Raw genomic sequence first — 15,610 nt, 5'->3', positions numbered from 1 at the left:
AATACTTATTCATATCATCTGGGTAAGGTCACAGTCATATAATAAAAGACCAAGGACGTAAGTATTTTTTTCCTTTTGCAGAAGAATATTGTCACTTATTTACTTAACAATTCAAAAAACTTGAAAGAATAAAGATAGCTATTGAAATTATCTTGATTTACATCAGTTATCCAAGTTTGACATTGAATACTTAACACTTCCTCTATTAACGCCTTTCTGTAATGTTTATCCAGATGAGACATTATATCATCAAGTAGAAGAAGTGGTGCCTTATTGTAATGAATACACCTTGCTTTTACACTGGATAAAATAATAGAAAGCAGTAATAACTTTTGTTCTCCAGTGGAGCACAGATTTATTGGTACGTTTCTTTTTTGACAAAAAACCCGAAAATTATCGTTATGCACACCAAGGGTTACTCTACCAGTCAATGAATCTTTTTCTCTGTTTTCCTTTAGACGATTCTGAAAATATTCTGCAGTATCGTCCAAAGTTAGCTGGCTGCTGAATTTCAAACTTGCCTTCGGAAAAAGCTTACTGGAATGGTTATCAATTGTATCTTGTAATATTTTTAAAACAGACGATCGCATATGTAAAATACTAACTGCATTAACGGCCATTATGTTTTCAAGACTAGAGAACCAGTTTTTGTTTAAAATGTTCTCCCTCAATAGTTTACTTCGCTCATGTTTAGCTTTTCTATATTTCATGTAGCAGCAAGTGTAATTTTCTTCAAACAGTGAAACTATACGGTCTAAAAATTTTAATCTGTCACTTGGAGAATTAAGAAGAACATAGTCCATTTGTGGAATCAGCCATATTACATTGGATATCTTATACAGAGATGAATAACTTGATTGCGTTTTTCCATCAATTTGTATTAGTTTCTTATCAAAACTCTTTGCGATACCAATTGAATTAAAATCCGTTCCATTAAAAAAATCATAGTGCACTACCCAATCTTCATTACTGAATCTATTTTGTATCTCACTGGCTTTTGCTTTTTTCATTCCATTGCTTTTAGCAAGCAACGAGATTGCTTCAAGTATATTAGTTTTACCAATACCATTTTCGCCAGTTATTACAACTGAGCTATCATCTGAATCCAGTTCAAAGTTTGAGTGGCTACGAAAATTATGTAATTTCAGCTTTTTTATGTAGCAATGGGTAGCCATTAACCTATTCTTTAGTTTACATTCTCCTTACTTCTTCCAGAACCTCATCAACATGCCCACTAACTTTTACATTTTTCCAGATCTTCACTACTTTACCTTTTTTATCTATTAAAAAAGTAGTGCGCTCTATTCCCATATACTTTTTGCCAAACATACTTTTCTCTACCCAAACACCATATTTTTCCAACATTTCAGCATTCTCATCAGAAACTAAGGAAAATGGCAGAGAATATTTTGCTTTGAAGTTAGCGTGGCGCTTAACACTATCTTTTGATACACCAATTATCACTGTGTCAAGGGAAGAAAAATCATCTATTTTATCTCTAAAGCCTTTTGCCTCCATCCTACAACCCGGAGTATCGTCTTTAGGATAAAAATAAAGAACTACATTTTTTTTATCAAAAAATTCACTCAATGATAAATTTTCACCAGAATCTGTTGGTAAGCTAAAATCAGGTGCATTATTTCCTACTGCTAATTCCATACCTTGCTCCATTAATAACACTTTTATGGTATTATAGTAATATGGTGCATTATTTCCTACTGCTAATTCCATACCTCGCTCCATTAATACCACTTCTGTGGTATTATAGTAGTATGGTACATTATTTCCTACTGTTAATTCCATACTTTGCTCCATTGATAACACTTTTATCTATAGTAGTATATTGTAGTCAGAGTATCAAATTTTATATATAGCTAACAGATAAGATTCTTGATGGGGGCTTATTGATAAGTTTCTGCCTTGTATCTTGTAAAAAGCATCTAATGCTTTAAGCTTAAGCATTGTAAGTCATGCTCATTAGTTTCCTCATCTCTTATAGTATTGCTAGATATATAATTGGATTTCTTAGGAAACAAAATACAATTTGAAATCGCAATAAAGAAGACCTTCTTTAAATTAGTGTATCTGCCAGACTGTCTTGAGTAAACTTTACCAGCATATGCTTGTGCGCGTTTTTCAAAGCCCTTGTCGCGAGCGAGCTGCATTTCGACCACAAATGCAGCCTTGTAGAGAGGAGTATCATCACCATTGGTCTTAGCATTAATATCAGCCCCTTTTTCTACAAAATATTTCACTGCATTTAAATTACCTTGCTTGGCAGCTAAGTGTAAAGATGTGTTGCTATATTCCTCTATAACTTGCTCTTTTCCTGTTTCAGTAGACAAAATTTGTTTGAGATCATCTATAAAATCTTTTAAATCTTCTATATCACCTAAAAGTTCCCTGGCTGTTTCTAGAGTTTTCTCCTGCCCACGTTTTGTAACTAAGTACCGATTGACTACCTGTAAACCACGCTTCCAACCCAGTTTATCTACCAGCCGATATGCACGATACATAAGGACTACTGAGTAATATATACCTCTTCCCATATCTCGCTTTGAACGACTAAGTTTAACTGTATCATCTATTAGCCCACTTACCCCTACATCACTAATTTTATCACTAAGACTTTTTTGCTTTAAAGTGCTAGACCGTAACAACTGAATGGTATTATATCTTGTAGCTATTTTACCAGTTAACTGTTGCTGACCTATAACCATTTCACCCCCCTTAAGTGTAATTAGAAATTACCCTCACTGTAAAACTAAATGGTCGTAAACAATTTATGTAAATACTAAGTATAGCCTTGCTTATAACACGGATATTTTTAGTGTCAACAACTTTTTAAGTAAATTTTATACAGATCAGAAATTGAATAGAAAAAACAAAACACGTAAATTAGCCTGTAGGTTTATTTATCACTATTACTTCTGCTTTCTTTTTTACAGCTACTGTTTTTGCAATTTTATCATGAAAAAACTGCTTTCGTTTGTCAAATATTGCAGATACAAAAATTAGTATTATAGCTGTAAAAATTAAGTCTGATAAAGGTTCAGGCCACCATTTAGAAGTATACTTATCAAAAAATAATATATCCATAATGAATAAAGAACTCAATATGAAGCTAATAACTTCAAGAGAAACATACCTAATTGTTGCTTGCATTAGAGTAATATTGTTAAGTGTATTTGCATCTTTTATACGGATACAGCATAACAATTGCCCTAGAGTACCACTAAATCTTCTTGTTATGAATATTCCGAATACTATTGATAGCAAAAAAAATAAGCAAATGTATATGATTAATAGTTGAGATTTAGCAGGGTGAAAAATTATTTTTACAAAAGGAAAATAGACTAAAGAAATTCCCATAATAATAAGACGGTCAATAATATATGCTATAGCACGCCTAGTTATTCCCACATATACATAGTTTAATCTTGGATAGCATTCTTCAGACTTATGATCCATTACTACTGTTTTTGCAATTTTGTCGTAGAAAAGCTGCTTACGTTGATCAAATATTGCAGGTATTATGATCAATATTGGTAAAATTAAAAACCACTCAGAAATATAGAGAGGTACAAACAAAAATGCCTTGAGAGTGCTTCTCATCACTACTTGCATTAAAGCAGCGTTTTTAAGTGTGCTTGCATCTTTTATGTATATACCAAGTAGCAATTTTCCTGGAGTCCAACCAAGTCTTGTTATCATTAATACTTCTAATGCTATATATACTAAACTTTCTAGTAATGTACCTAAGTCTTCTAATATTTCATATCGTTCTGATATAAGGCCTGTATCAATGTCAGGATCAAGAAAGAAATAATTAAAAAAGTTGGCAAGGAATTCTTCTGGTAATATAAATAAAATTAATGAAAGAAACGATGAACAGCAGACTAGGAATATCGTTTGGTCAACTATATATGCTGCAACGCGTTTATTAATTCCCGCATAGTTATCCATTTTTGTATCCAACACGATTGCCTAACATACCATACTAGCAGTTAAATAATAGTAAAATTGTACTCCTTGTCTTCTTCTTGCTTTCAACCAAGCAACTGGGTAAGTTGATCTATTTCATTTATTGGCACAATTTGCGTGTCTGCTTAAGAAAGTTCACAGAAATACTGTACATTTTTAATAAAATCACTCTGAAGCGTGCTTGATTTCAATACCCCATTCTGCTAGTACTCATGTCCTACTTGCCTTGAGTGCGTGCTTTTAACCCGAATTCTAGATTAGAAACAGTTTTTAGTTTGAAATCAAATCCTCATATTGCTTGCTAAGCTTGTATTTTCTTCCTCTGTTGGAAAAGTCTACAACCTCAATAAATCCCATTTCTACCCACTTTTTACAAAGCTGAGCACTGGTGCGAGGCTTAAAATTAAATAATTTGCCTACTTGACTAGCTGTAATCATGGAAAATTCCCCAAAGAGCTCAAGAGCCCTACGCTGTTTAGGATCAAGTTTACGTATAAGATCAGTCTGGTCAGTTCTGTGCCCTTCCTCGTTTATACGCTGTAAAACATTCTCAAATGCAATTGCCACACCTTCCACAAAATAATCTATCCACTTGGTAATATCTGCTTCAGCTCTTCCCATGTAATAGTTGTGCGATGGACCTATACTGATTGCTTCATAATACGCTCCTAGATTCTTGGCATAATATTCTTCCAATGAATAAAGTCCTTTTAGGTCATATCCACCAAGGTGTAAAATTAATGTAGTCAACAATCTTGCAGTACGACCATTACCGTCATAGTAAGGGTGAATTGTTACAAATTGATAATGCGCAATACCTGCAATAATTGGGCAAGGCACTTGCTCACTGTCACGAATCCAATCAATCATACTGCTCATGAGCTTTGGTACATCCTTTGCTTCAGGTGGCATATAAATTATTGCACGTGTACGGCTATCACGAATGACGTTTTGACCATCACGATAAGGTGTTGGTTTTATTTTAGATTTTCCACTTGCTATTACTAGAGCATGCAGTGTTTGAACAGCTTTCTCAGTAATGGGTATTCTCCTTGCTGCCCATTGTTCAATTCGAGTTAAGGCTGCATAATATCCTTTAACCTCATTTTCATCTCTCTTATACCTCGGAAAGTGACCTTTATGCTTTAAAATCTCTTCAATCTGTTTAGGCTCAAGTCGATTTCCTTCAATCATAGTAGAATAGTGTGTCGTATAGAGCCTTGCAGTTTCACGAAGAGATGAAAGCATTGATACAGTGAGTGGTAAATGTAACACTTTTTCCTTTGCTGCCTCAATTCTTATAAGGCAGCTAGCGATTTTGGAGGTAATTGTATAATTTGGTGTAAATTTTATCGGCATAATATCTGCATTACATTGCTTCTATATTATGCTGATAAAATGCAGATAATGCAACATTTGCAAATCTAAATACTGTAGATTACTTTCTGGATAGTTGATCTATTTCATTTATTGGCACAAGTTTAACTTTTGCGTGTCTGCTGACCTGTATAACCCCTTAGCTGTTTGAGAGAGTTCACAGAAATACTGTACATTTTAAAAAAAATCACTCTGAAGCGTGCTTAATTTCAATAGCATCCACCCCATTCTGCTAATAAATCTATTTCGTGTCCCGTTCGGTCACGCCAAAAGTATAGATTGGCAGGTAATCCCTGATTGAGGCGCTTCTTGAAAATCTCCAAAACAATCAAATTTTCAAACAGAGCTCCTTTAAGGTAGTACTCCTTTTCAAGGCCAACAAGCAAGTCATAGAAGTATAACTTTGGCATCTTGATTAAACGCTTGTTGAAACTTTGGTGAAATGGTTGAAGAAAAAATATTAGGTAACTAGCTTCCAAAATATTCAGCCACTGCTGCATAGTTGTATGAGAAGTGCCACAATCTTGAGTAAGAGATAAGCTACTCGACCTAAGGTTTGCAATGTTTTTAAGTTGTCGAACGTCTCGCTCAATGTAGATAACTAGCCAGTGGATGCATGTTAAGGCCAGGACTTAAAAATAAATGTTTGTAGGCATCAGATAAACTGAAATGCCTATGCGCCCTGAAAGAGATATAGGGAAAATTTTGAGACCCTGTTAGTACACTTTGCAGGTTCTTAAAGATATCTCAGGATCAAAAATTGCGCCCTTTAGCTAGAAATGCCCTATGAAAACGAGATTCTTCTAAAGATACGTACATGTTTTGTAATAGTTGTTTTACCAGACTCTGTAATGTCCAAAGCAGTTAGAAAATCTTTCTAAAACTGGGGTTATAGAACGTAAATACATAAATTGAATTTTATAGTTTCAATATGCAAGAATACTATAAAAGGTTAAAGATGGCAACACTTACACGAACATTTGCTCGCTGAACTTTCTACAAAAACATAGTTGATTGGAATTAAGTCGATAAACAACTCAACGTCCATCGACCCTGAGCCCTCCTTCCTGATCCATTCTCTACCTTAAACCGGAGGCTCCTCAAACTCTAAATCTTGTTTTCGTCGCCTCTCCCCTAATTATATACTATATTATATATAAAATATAATATAGTATATAATTAGGGGGGTAGCCAAAAAAATGAGTTATTTTTGAGCTGAGCAAAGCCACCTAAGGTAGAGAATGGATCAGGAAGGAGGGCTGTATAATATATATAATCTTTATGATTTTCTGTATAATTTACTTATGTAACTTGATAAAAAAGGAGGGTAAAATTTATTGAAAAATATATTTATTGATTATCTTCAAAGCCTTCTCGTAAATGGTGTCTCTATGTCCTATTGCAACGATAGTTACTTCATATTTCACAGTGTTTACATGATATATAATACGGAACTCTTAGTCTTCTAAACCCTTTAAAGCTATAGTGTAAAGGCTCACCAAGATTCACTGGATCGACCGTAAGCCGTTCCTGTATTGCTTTATTTACTCTTGATTCTATTGTTACCGGTAAAGCTGGAAGATCTTTTTCAGTAACATTCTTTAAAAATTTAATTTTGTAATGCTTTATTTCCACTTGGCGTCTTTATGATCAACATCTCCACTTAACGTCTTCGTAATCAACTGTTTCTGCACTTTCAATATCATATTGATCAGCAACCACAGATAATAAAAAGTCATCCATTTCAAGTTCAATTGCTTCTCCGAGTAGTTTCTCTGCTAATTCTTGAGCAGGCTGCTTAGTAAGTTCAGATAACTTAGTAAGATTCTGCAAAATTTCTTTACTGAGAGCTATGTTAGCGTTTGCCATATGTTTTACCAAAATCTACTACTGTAATAATTATACAACATTTTTCTAAATTTTTCAATAAAGAAAGGAAGTAGGGCTGTATAGAAATACATTTTGTTTTTATAGAATATCTTCTATAATTTCTGTATGTAATAGTTTTTAGGTATGACTATGAATGAAGACAAAGAGCATTTAATATTTGTGATTGGAGCATCATTAGTAGGCCCTGCAATAGGGGCACTTACAGGTTTGGGATTAAGTGTCACAGCTTTTTCACCTTTAGCCATAGGTGGAATTGTTGGTTCTATAATTCCAGCAGCGGCTATATTTTTTTTTGCAGGATGTTTGCTGTGCAAATCTGATGGAATAGATTCTAAAAGAGGTTGTACAGTTTTCAGTATTGCAGCACCCATAAGCGCTGCAATTGGAGTTGGTCTTGCTGCAGCTGCAACTGCTATTTCTCCTGGTATAATGCTTGGAGCCGGATCTGCAGTTTTAGCAGGTGCAACAATAGGAGCAATAGCAGTAATAGCGCCAATTGCAGGGTTCCTTATAGCTGACAAAGTGAACGATTATATTATCTCTCCTATAGTTGAGCACTTTTCTTCAAAAGGGAAGGAAGAAAGTTTAAGCTAATCAAGTAAGGTTTCTGTTATTCCAGTGTGTAACATTGGAATAACAAGATTTGACATTAACCGTTGATAATCGGAATATTAGTAGAGTAGAATTACTCAAAAAAGCATGCATAAATATGACGTAGTAGTAGTAGGTGGTGGTCATGCAGGGTGCGAAGCTGCTGCTGCGGCAGCTCGCCTTGGTGCAAACACGCTGCTTATAACTCATAAAATTTCAACTATAGGAGAAATGTCCTGCAATCCAGCAATTGGAGGAGTTGCAAAGGGTGTTGTAGTCAGGGAAGTTGACGCTCTTGATGGAATAATGGGAAGAGCAATCGATCAAGCAAGCATACACTCAGTCATTTTAAATAGCAGCAGAGGTGCAGCAGTATGGGGACCACGTGCACAGGCAGACCGAAAATTATATAAGCAGGCAATACAGGAAATTATTCTAAATTATAACAATTTGACGGTAAAAGAAGAGTCAGTTGACAATTTTCTTATAGAAAGTAATGGCAATGGAGAACCGTGCATTAAAGCTGTAATGATAAGCTCAGGTGAACGTATATCAACAAGTAAAGTCGTTCTAACTACAGGGACTTTTCTGCGGGGTGTGATTCATATAGGAGAGCAAACAACTCCTTCAGGAAGAATGGGAGATAAGTCTGCAGTAGAACTTGCAAATACGTTGAAGAAGTATGATTTTAGATTAGGTAGACTGCGTACCGGAACTCCACCAAGGCTTGATCGTAATACTATAAACTTGTCAATATTGCAAGAACAAGTGGGTGATAACCCACCTGTGCCGTTTTCTTATCTCACAGAAAAAATTAACCAACCTCAGGTATCATGCTTTATTACCCATACTAATGAAAATACGCATAAAATAATTAGAGAAAATCTTCATAGGTCAGCTTCTTCGTATTTGGATGACATTGTTGCACCAAGATACTGCCCATCCATTGAAGTTAAAGTTAATAAATTTGCAGAAAAAAGTAGTCACCAAATATTTTTAGAACCAGAAGGGCTGGATGATGATACTGTATACCCAAACGGAATTTCAAATTCATTGCCTGTTGAAGTGCAAAATGAAATGATAAAGAGTATCAAAGGACTTGAAAACGCAGAAATATTGAGGTCTGGATATGCAGTTGAGTATGACTATATTGATCCACGAGAACTAAGCCATACTCTTGAAACTAAGAAAATTAAAGGTCTATATTTTGCTGGCCAAATTAATGGCACCACTGGATATGAAGAAGCAGCAGGGCAAGGAATTATCGCCGGAATTAATGCAGCACTCTCTGCATCTGAAAAAAAAGAAAGCTTTGTTCTTCACCGCACAGATTCATATATCGGTGTAATGATAGATGATTTGGTCACCAAAGGGGTGATCGAGCCTTACAGATTATTTACCTCACGTGCAGAATATAGGCTAGCTATCAGGTCAGACAATGCGGATAGAAGATTAACACAAAAAGGTTATGATATTTCCCTTGTGTCGCATGAGAGATACTCTATTTTACAGAATAAACTTGAATCCATTAAGCAGCTTGAAGAGAAGTTAGGGAGTCTGACGATTACTCCTGAGCAGCTTAGATCTTATGGTATTAAAATATCTTATGATGGGATAAGAAAAACGGCATTAGATTTACTTAGCTATCCAAACATCGACTGGAATAAATTACAAGAAATATGGCCGGAGTTAAGCAGCGTCACGCGCTGGAATGACAAAATGGGACACACCAAAGCGGATAATAGAGCTAAGAATGAAATATGCGAAGCAGTTGAAATTGAAGCAAAATACAAACCTTATCTAATAAGACAAGAAGCAGATATGAAGTTTTTACGAGAGGAAATTAACACTCAAATTCCAATTGATTTTAACTATTCACAAGTTAAAGGCCTGTCAAGTGAAGTAATAGAAAAGTTGGAGACGATAAAACCAGCGACGATTGGCATTGCAAAGCAAATACAAGGCATCACTCCCGCAGCGATAGTGAGCATATTAGTGTACCTTAGGAATAAGAAAACGAAAGTAGCTGCTAGTTTTGCGTGAGGTATATGTCAAAAATCGAAGAATTTCGTTCTTTTATGTGTGAAACAAATGTTGACGCATTTATGTTGCATACTAAAGATGAATATTTAAATGAGTATTCAGAGGAGCTAACAAAGCTGTGTGGCTTTACAGGAACAAATGGGCTACTTATCGTTACAAAAGACAACAAGTGCCCATTTTTTACGGATGGACGCTATATCACACAAGCTCGCAATCAGCTCGATCGGGGCAATTTTCAAGTATATAATATACAAGAAGAGGATCCACGCGAATGGGTAAAAGCAAACTTAACATTGACCACCTCACTAGGTTACTATTTGCAATATTTTACCATAGAAGATATAAGAAAGTATGAGAATATCTGTAAATTAATACCCTGTTTAGCTGGAAAAAAAAGTGACTATCGAAAACAAGCAGTGGTTTTACATTCTATTAAATATGCTGGTGAAAGTAGCAAGAATAAATGTGAAAAAGTCGCTAAAAGCATAGATAAAGAAGCTGAAGCAGTGCTTTTAACTGATCCAAATTCAATTTCATGGCTATTAAATTTAAGAAATGAAAATGCCAAATATACTCCATGTATATTGGGCCGTGCTATATTGTATAAAAGCGGTAATGTTGATTTGTTTATTCAAGATAAAGAACATTCAACTATAGAAGCAAATTTAGGCAATCATATAAATATTTTTGATATTAGTGAGCTAGAAAATTCGCTGCACAGGCTAAATTCAATAGTTATAGATCCAAACACAACTCCAATGAGTATCATGGCTGTAATAAAAGATAAACAGGTAGCTGAAAGAGAAGATCCTTGTCTAATTTATAAAGCAGTAAAAAACCAAACTGAAATAGCTGGGGCTATAAATGCGCATATCAGAGATGGAGTGGCAGTTACAAACTTTCTACATTGGCTTGAAAGTAATGTTGGTACAGAACTTGAAGCTGAAGAAAAGATTTTAGAATACAGAAAAGAACAGAATTTGTTTAAGCAACCAAGTTTTCCAACAATTTCCGCATTTAATGAAAATGGTGCAATAATTCACTATCGTGCAAGCAGTAAGACGAATAAGGTAATTCAGAAAAGTGGACTATATTTGATTGACTCTGGTGGCCAATACCTTAATGGCACAACTGATGTGACAAGAACTGTAGTGGTTGGTAATCCGACTAGTGAGCAAATAACCCACTATACAATAGTATTGAAAGCTCACATTGCTGTAGCAAGTGTCATCTTTCCTTCTGGCACTACTGGTGGAGAATTGGATATATTGGCACGTACGCATTTATGGAAATTTGGAATGGAGTATATGCATGGTACAGGGCATGGAGTAGGAAGTTACCTATCAGTACATGAAGGACCACAAGCAATATCAAAGGGCAATAAAGTGAAACTCACGCCAGGAATGATACTTTCCAACGAACCTGGTTATTACATTCCGGGAGAGTATGGAATAAGAATTGAAAATCTGATGTATGTCGACAGACAAGAAAATAGCCTTTTACATTTCAAACAACTGACCTTCATTCCATATGATAGAAGGCTAATAGATGTGCAAATGCTTACTAAAGATGAAATTGAATGGATAAATAGCTATCATCAATTTGTCTATGAAAACTTAGAAAATAGCGTAAAAGATAAGGAATGGTTAAAGAAGGTATGTGACCATTTGTAAGCAAAGGAGCATTTTTTATTGTTTAAAAAGTATTAATGCAATTGTGATAGGTATTTTGTATTGTTTTTAATTTAAAAACGATATATAATAAAGAATACGTATTTTAAGATAGACATATTATGATAGACAAAGGACAAGAAGATGAATTTATGAAGCAGTATATGGATACTTGCAAAGAGCAAATAGAAAAATTAGCCAAGGATCCTGAATTGCTTAATCAGACTTTAAAACCATTTATGCAAATGTCCCAGCAGCTTATGGCTGGCGGTATGTTAGAAGGGGCTATGCCTGGCATGGTACCTGATTTGGGTAGTATGGATGTTAACAAGATGATTGCTCAGATGAAGGAAATGATTGACTACATAAGAGGTAACTATAAGGAACTAATGAAAGAACATAGCTCGCAGATTCAAGAGCTTGATGAATCCAGTAAAAAGCTAAGAGGCTTAGTTAAAAAATTGATAGAAAAGATCGAAAGTAAATAAACAATATCTAACGCAAGTCTCTTCTGTCATTCTATGCACAGCTGCATAAGTGTCTAGTGACCTTACCCAGAAAAAGTAGAGAGAAAGTTAAGACGTTTTTGGAGTAAAATAAAACGTTTTTTCAAAATATGGCAAATAGAAGCAGCAGGATTCAAATTAGAAGCTGTTAAGCTGGTTAAAGAAACAGAAGTAAAAAAATAGCAAAAGATCTAGGCATAGATGGCAGTATGTTAAGTAAATGGGTAAGAAAATATGATGGAAAAATGTCAGAAGCATACGCATTTCCAGACAAAGGCTCCTTATGACAAAGAAAGATTTGATCTAAAAAAAGAACTAGCAAGAGTAACAAGAGAAAGAGACATTTAAAAAAAAGCCCTGACCAAACAAAAAGAGTAAAGTATTCTTTTATATAGAAATTGCTATAAAATACAGGAACTATGTAGGGTTTTAGACATATCTGCTGGTGGTTATTATAAATGGGTTGCTAAGGGAAAAAGCAGTAAGGAATTAGCAAGAGATGGGCTTCTAGCAGATATTCAAAAAAAGCATCCAAATGCAGATCCCTAAAATTCACGCTGAATTAAAAGCTTTAGGCAAAAATTAAAACAGTACAAAGTGTTATGCAGAAAAATGGTATTCGGGCTATATTGAGAAGAAAATTTAAAACTAAGAAGCAACAAACGGACAATAGAGTCGTAGCTCTCAATATATTAGACCAAAACTTTATTGTCGATCAACCAAATAAAATATGGGATTACTTATATAAAAACCAAAGAAGGATGACTATATTTGGCAGGATCTATATTCACGCATGGTAGTTAATGAGCAGTTCAATAAATAAACAATTGGTTGTTGACTCTTTATTGATGGCCGTTAATAAGCGCAAACCCGATAAAATCTGCTGTTACATAGCGATCAAGGGTCACAGTATACCTCTCAAAATTACCAATTTCTATTGAATACAAAAAACATCATTTCCAGCATGAGCCATAAGGGATGTTGTTACGATAACTCTGTTGCAGAAAAGTTCACTCAAAAGGGAGCTGCTTATTGATACTTCTCGCTCAACAAACCAGAACTGCCATATTTGAATACATAGAAATCTTTTATAACAAACAACGTAGGCATTCTACTATTAATTATTGCATTCCTGCACAATTTGATGCATCATTCTCATGACAAAAACGTCTTAATTTTCTCTCCACTTTTTCTGGGTAAGGTCAGTCTGAAAGAACGAGAAAATTAATAGAAAGTGTTGGATGTAAAGTTTTATTTTTGCCGCCATACTCGCCTGATTTAAATCCAATTGAGAAGTTCTGGTTTGCCATCAAGCATGCCATAAAAAAAAGCGCTGCCAAGCTTTTGGCCCGATATCAATTCGGCTATTGATTTTGTTTTTCAGCACTCGGGGAAACCTTACTTAGGTTAGCTATATACAGCATATTTATAAGTATAATAAGATTATATTAAAATTTACTTACTTATTAATATGCTTGATTAGATATAAGTAAAATGTCATATGGGATGGCTTTGTTAGCTGCTTTAGGTGGTGATAAATGGATAGTCAAGCAAAATTACATTTGTAACTTTACTTGACTTGTCCGTTTTTTTATATCTTTATTACAATCATAACCTCTAGCCCTAAATTACACCTCTTGCTGTATTAGATGGACGTAGAACAGGACCCAATTTTGTGTTTAGTTGTTCTGGAAGACTTTCTAAAAGATCCATAACTAGTTTTGGCTGCTCAGGCTCAGCAGAATCAAGATTACTGCTTGGTTGTGAATCTTTCGGTTGCACGGTAGAGCAAGCTTCTTCGTATGATGGTGGTTGTTGTACTTCTGAAAGATTTGGGTACAATCTTGGCTGCTTAGGTCCATCGTATGGTGGTGCCGAAGGTTTTTTACCATAATCGCCTACTTCTGTTTCTTCTTGTTCTAATTTCTTCACATCTTCAGTATTAGTTGCTTTATCTACATATTTTGGTCCTTCTATAAAGTCTTGCATTTCTTTTGCAAAACTATGCTCTAGATAACAACTTGCTAAGTAAGCTACACCTGCTATTATAAGCGTTAATGCCATAACAATGAAAGGTGAAACTGCTATATACCTAAAAACCGTTACTTCATGCATACTCATATGAGTGGGTGGGTTAATGGCTATTATTATTGGGAGAAAGAAGAATACAGAAGTAAGCATTAATATTATAGCAGTGATACCTAAACATCCTAATGCTACTTCTTTTAATAATCCTCCGTTTTTCTTTTTATTATTAAGGCTTTGATATATTTCATGAATGTTAGTGTTGTTAGTATAGTCTTCTAGTTCTTTTGAAATCTCAGCCTTTAATTCTTTAACCTCATTTTCTAGTATAGAATAGTATTTTTGCTTCAATTGATCACTCAATACTGATTTACCGTCACTAAGAACATTTAAAATGTCTTGTTTGCATACCTCAATTTTTTTAGAAATTTTAGAATTGTTTTGTAGCTCCGCTTCTTGTATATCTTGATCCATTTTGGCCTGTAATTTTTTACTGATCTCATCAAAATCTTTAGATAAATTCCTGTGAACAAGGTATTTTAATATAATAGGTAAAGCTAGTGCATTTCCTCTATAAAGTGAAGATAAAAGCTGCAAAGCGAAAGAATTAGGTATTGCTTCTCTTGGTAGAGTTAAAGTTTCATTGTATCCATGTTCGATAACTAACTTTACTGAAGGTTCTTTGAACCTTTTTCTATCATCTATATGAAATACCCCTTTAGCAAAGAAGTTTTCTAATTTCTCAAAAGGACAACAGTTTTTCTCTAATTTTACTTTTATAATACTGCTTAACATTGCAACCTCACTAATTATTTTATGCACGCAGTTTAACACTATTTTAATTATTTGTCAAAAGAGTGTAATTATTAACTATAATATTTAATTAATAAGGCTTTGTTTTTTTTAATAAGAAGCAATCTAAGATAGACGGCTGCTATAGCTAAAGTGGCTTAGGTTTACCGATAATTTGAAAAACAACAAATTCGTCATTCCGCTACTCGTTAGCGGAATCTATCCTTGGCGGTATGACGTAGGAAAACCTTTCTTGGGTTAGGTGTGCCGTAGAGACACAAAGAATGTTCAAGTAAGAGCAAACTAAGTGCAAAAGCTACGCAATAGATGAGGGTGGGCCCCTCGGAGCCGGTTTACAAGAGCAGGCTTCAAACAACTATAAGCTGCTTTGGCAAGGTAGTGAGCGTTATGGAAAAGGCACAATTATATGTCATGTAAGGAATGGAGAGATGAACGAAAGTGAACCACTGATGAAGTGTCGAAACCTTTTAAATGACGTCAAAACCAGGGGTCTAACTTAACCTGGGATAAATCTATCGGGAGCTTGTTTACCGGATAGGTGGCGTCCGGCATAGAGGTGGCGTGAATCTATTTTGGGCTATTGCGTGGAACTGCGGGAACCTGTCGTTTCGATGATAAGGGAGAAATCCAAGGAGCTAAACTCCAAGGGTGAGAGTACCGATGCGAAAAACAGGGGCGCGTAGTAGTGAAGAAGTCTCTGTAATGGAAATG

14 protein-coding genes and 3 pseudogenes are annotated in these 15,610 nt (G+C 34.9%); 7 read left to right on the top strand and 10 right to left on the bottom strand.

Annotated features, from left to right (window positions below):
* Positions 1-95: 95 nt before the first annotated feature.
* The 9 genes and pseudogenes from recF to ACFZP3_RS01980 all read right to left on the bottom strand — a co-directional run bounded on the left by recF (position 96) and on the right by ACFZP3_RS01980 (position 7,230).
* Positions 96-1,175, bottom strand: a complete 1,080-nt coding sequence (gene recF, locus ACFZP3_RS02020; protein WP_264328634.1) for a DNA replication/repair protein RecF — start codon at positions 1,173-1,175, stop codon at positions 96-98.
* A 16-nt stretch (positions 1,176-1,191) separates the two neighbouring features.
* Positions 1,192-1,659, bottom strand: a complete 468-nt coding sequence (bcp, locus tag ACFZP3_RS02015) for a thioredoxin-dependent thiol peroxidase (protein ID WP_264688477.1) — start codon at positions 1,657-1,659, stop codon at positions 1,192-1,194.
* 302 nt (positions 1,660-1,961) lie between these two features.
* A pseudogene (locus ACFZP3_RS02010) lies at positions 1,962-2,177 on the bottom strand (PD-(D/E)XK nuclease family transposase); the annotation flags it as partial.
* 9 nt (positions 2,178-2,186) lie between these two features.
* Positions 2,187-2,516 (bottom strand): annotated as a pseudogene (locus tag ACFZP3_RS02005) (ankyrin repeat domain-containing protein); the annotation flags it as partial.
* Between the two features lie 382 nt (positions 2,517-2,898).
* The gene (locus tag ACFZP3_RS02000; RefSeq protein ID WP_386086747.1) at positions 2,899-3,981 is read right to left on the bottom strand and encodes an RDD family protein; all 1,083 of its coding nucleotides are present in this window, start codon (positions 3,979-3,981) and stop codon (positions 2,899-2,901) included.
* Between the two features lie 273 nt (positions 3,982-4,254).
* Positions 4,255-5,343, bottom strand: a complete 1,089-nt coding sequence (locus ACFZP3_RS01995; RefSeq protein ID WP_253309131.1) for a Fic family protein — start codon at positions 5,341-5,343, stop codon at positions 4,255-4,257.
* Between the two features lie 227 nt (positions 5,344-5,570).
* Positions 5,571-5,924, bottom strand: coding sequence for a DUF4143 domain-containing protein (locus ACFZP3_RS01990; RefSeq protein WP_265016809.1), 354 nt, complete (start codon positions 5,922-5,924; stop codon positions 5,571-5,573).
* A gap of 853 nt (positions 5,925-6,777) precedes the next feature.
* A complete protein-coding gene (locus tag ACFZP3_RS01985; protein WP_253309132.1) occupies positions 6,778-6,996 on the bottom strand; it encodes a type II toxin-antitoxin system RelE family toxin in 219 nt (72 codons plus the stop codon).
* A gap of 15 nt (positions 6,997-7,011) precedes the next feature.
* The gene (locus tag ACFZP3_RS01980) at positions 7,012-7,230 is read right to left on the bottom strand and encodes a hypothetical protein (RefSeq protein WP_253309133.1); all 219 of its coding nucleotides are present in this window, start codon (positions 7,228-7,230) and stop codon (positions 7,012-7,014) included.
* A 150-nt stretch (positions 7,231-7,380) separates the two neighbouring features.
* Here ACFZP3_RS01980 and ACFZP3_RS01975 point away from each other — a divergent pair, with 150 nt between their 5' ends.
* The 7 genes and pseudogenes from ACFZP3_RS01975 to ACFZP3_RS01945 all read left to right on the top strand — a co-directional run.
* On the top strand, positions 7,381-7,845 hold the full coding sequence (locus ACFZP3_RS01975; RefSeq protein WP_253309134.1) for a hypothetical protein: 465 nt from the start codon (positions 7,381-7,383) through the stop codon (positions 7,843-7,845).
* 105 nt (positions 7,846-7,950) lie between these two features.
* The gene (gene mnmG, locus ACFZP3_RS01970) at positions 7,951-9,885 is read left to right on the top strand and encodes a tRNA uridine-5-carboxymethylaminomethyl(34) synthesis enzyme MnmG (RefSeq protein WP_386086746.1); all 1,935 of its coding nucleotides are present in this window, start codon (positions 7,951-7,953) and stop codon (positions 9,883-9,885) included.
* Positions 9,886-9,890: 5 nt separating this feature from the next.
* A complete protein-coding gene (locus tag ACFZP3_RS01965) occupies positions 9,891-11,558 on the top strand; it encodes a M24 family metallopeptidase (RefSeq protein ID WP_386086745.1) in 1,668 nt (555 codons plus the stop codon).
* A gap of 119 nt (positions 11,559-11,677) precedes the next feature.
* Entirely contained in the window at positions 11,678-12,043 is a 366-nt protein-coding gene (locus tag ACFZP3_RS01960; RefSeq protein ID WP_096641498.1) for a hypothetical protein, read from the top strand.
* Positions 12,044-12,663: 620 nt separating this feature from the next.
* A complete protein-coding gene (locus ACFZP3_RS01955; protein ID WP_264688017.1) occupies positions 12,664-12,861 on the top strand; it encodes a transposase in 198 nt (65 codons plus the stop codon).
* A gap of 232 nt (positions 12,862-13,093) precedes the next feature.
* Complete coding sequence (locus tag ACFZP3_RS01950) at positions 13,094-13,222, top strand: IS3 family transposase (protein WP_353270857.1); 129 nt, start codon at positions 13,094-13,096, stop codon at positions 13,220-13,222.
* 63 nt (positions 13,223-13,285) lie between these two features.
* A pseudogene (locus ACFZP3_RS01945) lies at positions 13,286-13,432 on the top strand (transposase); the annotation flags it as partial.
* A 252-nt stretch (positions 13,433-13,684) separates the two neighbouring features.
* Here the strand turns inward: ACFZP3_RS01945 and ACFZP3_RS01940 are convergent.
* Complete coding sequence (locus ACFZP3_RS01940) at positions 13,685-14,881, bottom strand: hypothetical protein (protein WP_253309138.1); 1,197 nt, start codon at positions 14,879-14,881, stop codon at positions 13,685-13,687.
* Between the last annotated feature and the right edge of the window lie 729 nt (positions 14,882-15,610).

This window comes from Wolbachia endosymbiont (group A) of Norellia spinipes (genome assembly GCF_964273535.1).
This window is presented reverse-complemented; position numbering and strand designations above follow the sequence as displayed.

Bases quoted from the DNA above. Each gene is read 5' to 3' on its own strand.
- recF (WP_264328634.1), bottom strand. From the start codon at position 1,175: ATGGCTACCCATTGCTACATAAAAAAGCTGAAATTACATAATTTTCGT.
- bcp (WP_264688477.1), bottom strand. From the start codon at position 1,659: ATGGAATTAGCAGTAGGAAATAATGCACCTGATTTTAGCTTACCAACA.
- ACFZP3_RS01995 (WP_253309131.1), bottom strand. From the start codon at position 5,343: ATGCCGATAAAATTTACACCAAATTATACAATTACCTCCAAAATCGCT.
- ACFZP3_RS01980 (WP_253309133.1), bottom strand. From the start codon at position 7,230: ATGGCAAACGCTAACATAGCTCTCAGTAAAGAAATTTTGCAGAATCTT.
- ACFZP3_RS01975 (WP_253309134.1), top strand. From the start codon at position 7,381: ATGAATGAAGACAAAGAGCATTTAATATTTGTGATTGGAGCATCATTA.
- mnmG (WP_386086746.1), top strand. From the start codon at position 7,951: ATGCATAAATATGACGTAGTAGTAGTAGGTGGTGGTCATGCAGGGTGC.
- ACFZP3_RS01965 (WP_386086745.1), top strand. From the start codon at position 9,891: ATGTCAAAAATCGAAGAATTTCGTTCTTTTATGTGTGAAACAAATGTT.
- ACFZP3_RS01960 (WP_096641498.1), top strand. From the start codon at position 11,678: ATGATAGACAAAGGACAAGAAGATGAATTTATGAAGCAGTATATGGAT.
- ACFZP3_RS01955 (WP_264688017.1), top strand. From the start codon at position 12,664: ATGCAGAAAAATGGTATTCGGGCTATATTGAGAAGAAAATTTAAAACT.
- ACFZP3_RS01940 (WP_253309138.1), bottom strand. From the start codon at position 14,881: ATGTTAAGCAGTATTATAAAAGTAAAATTAGAGAAAAACTGTTGTCCT.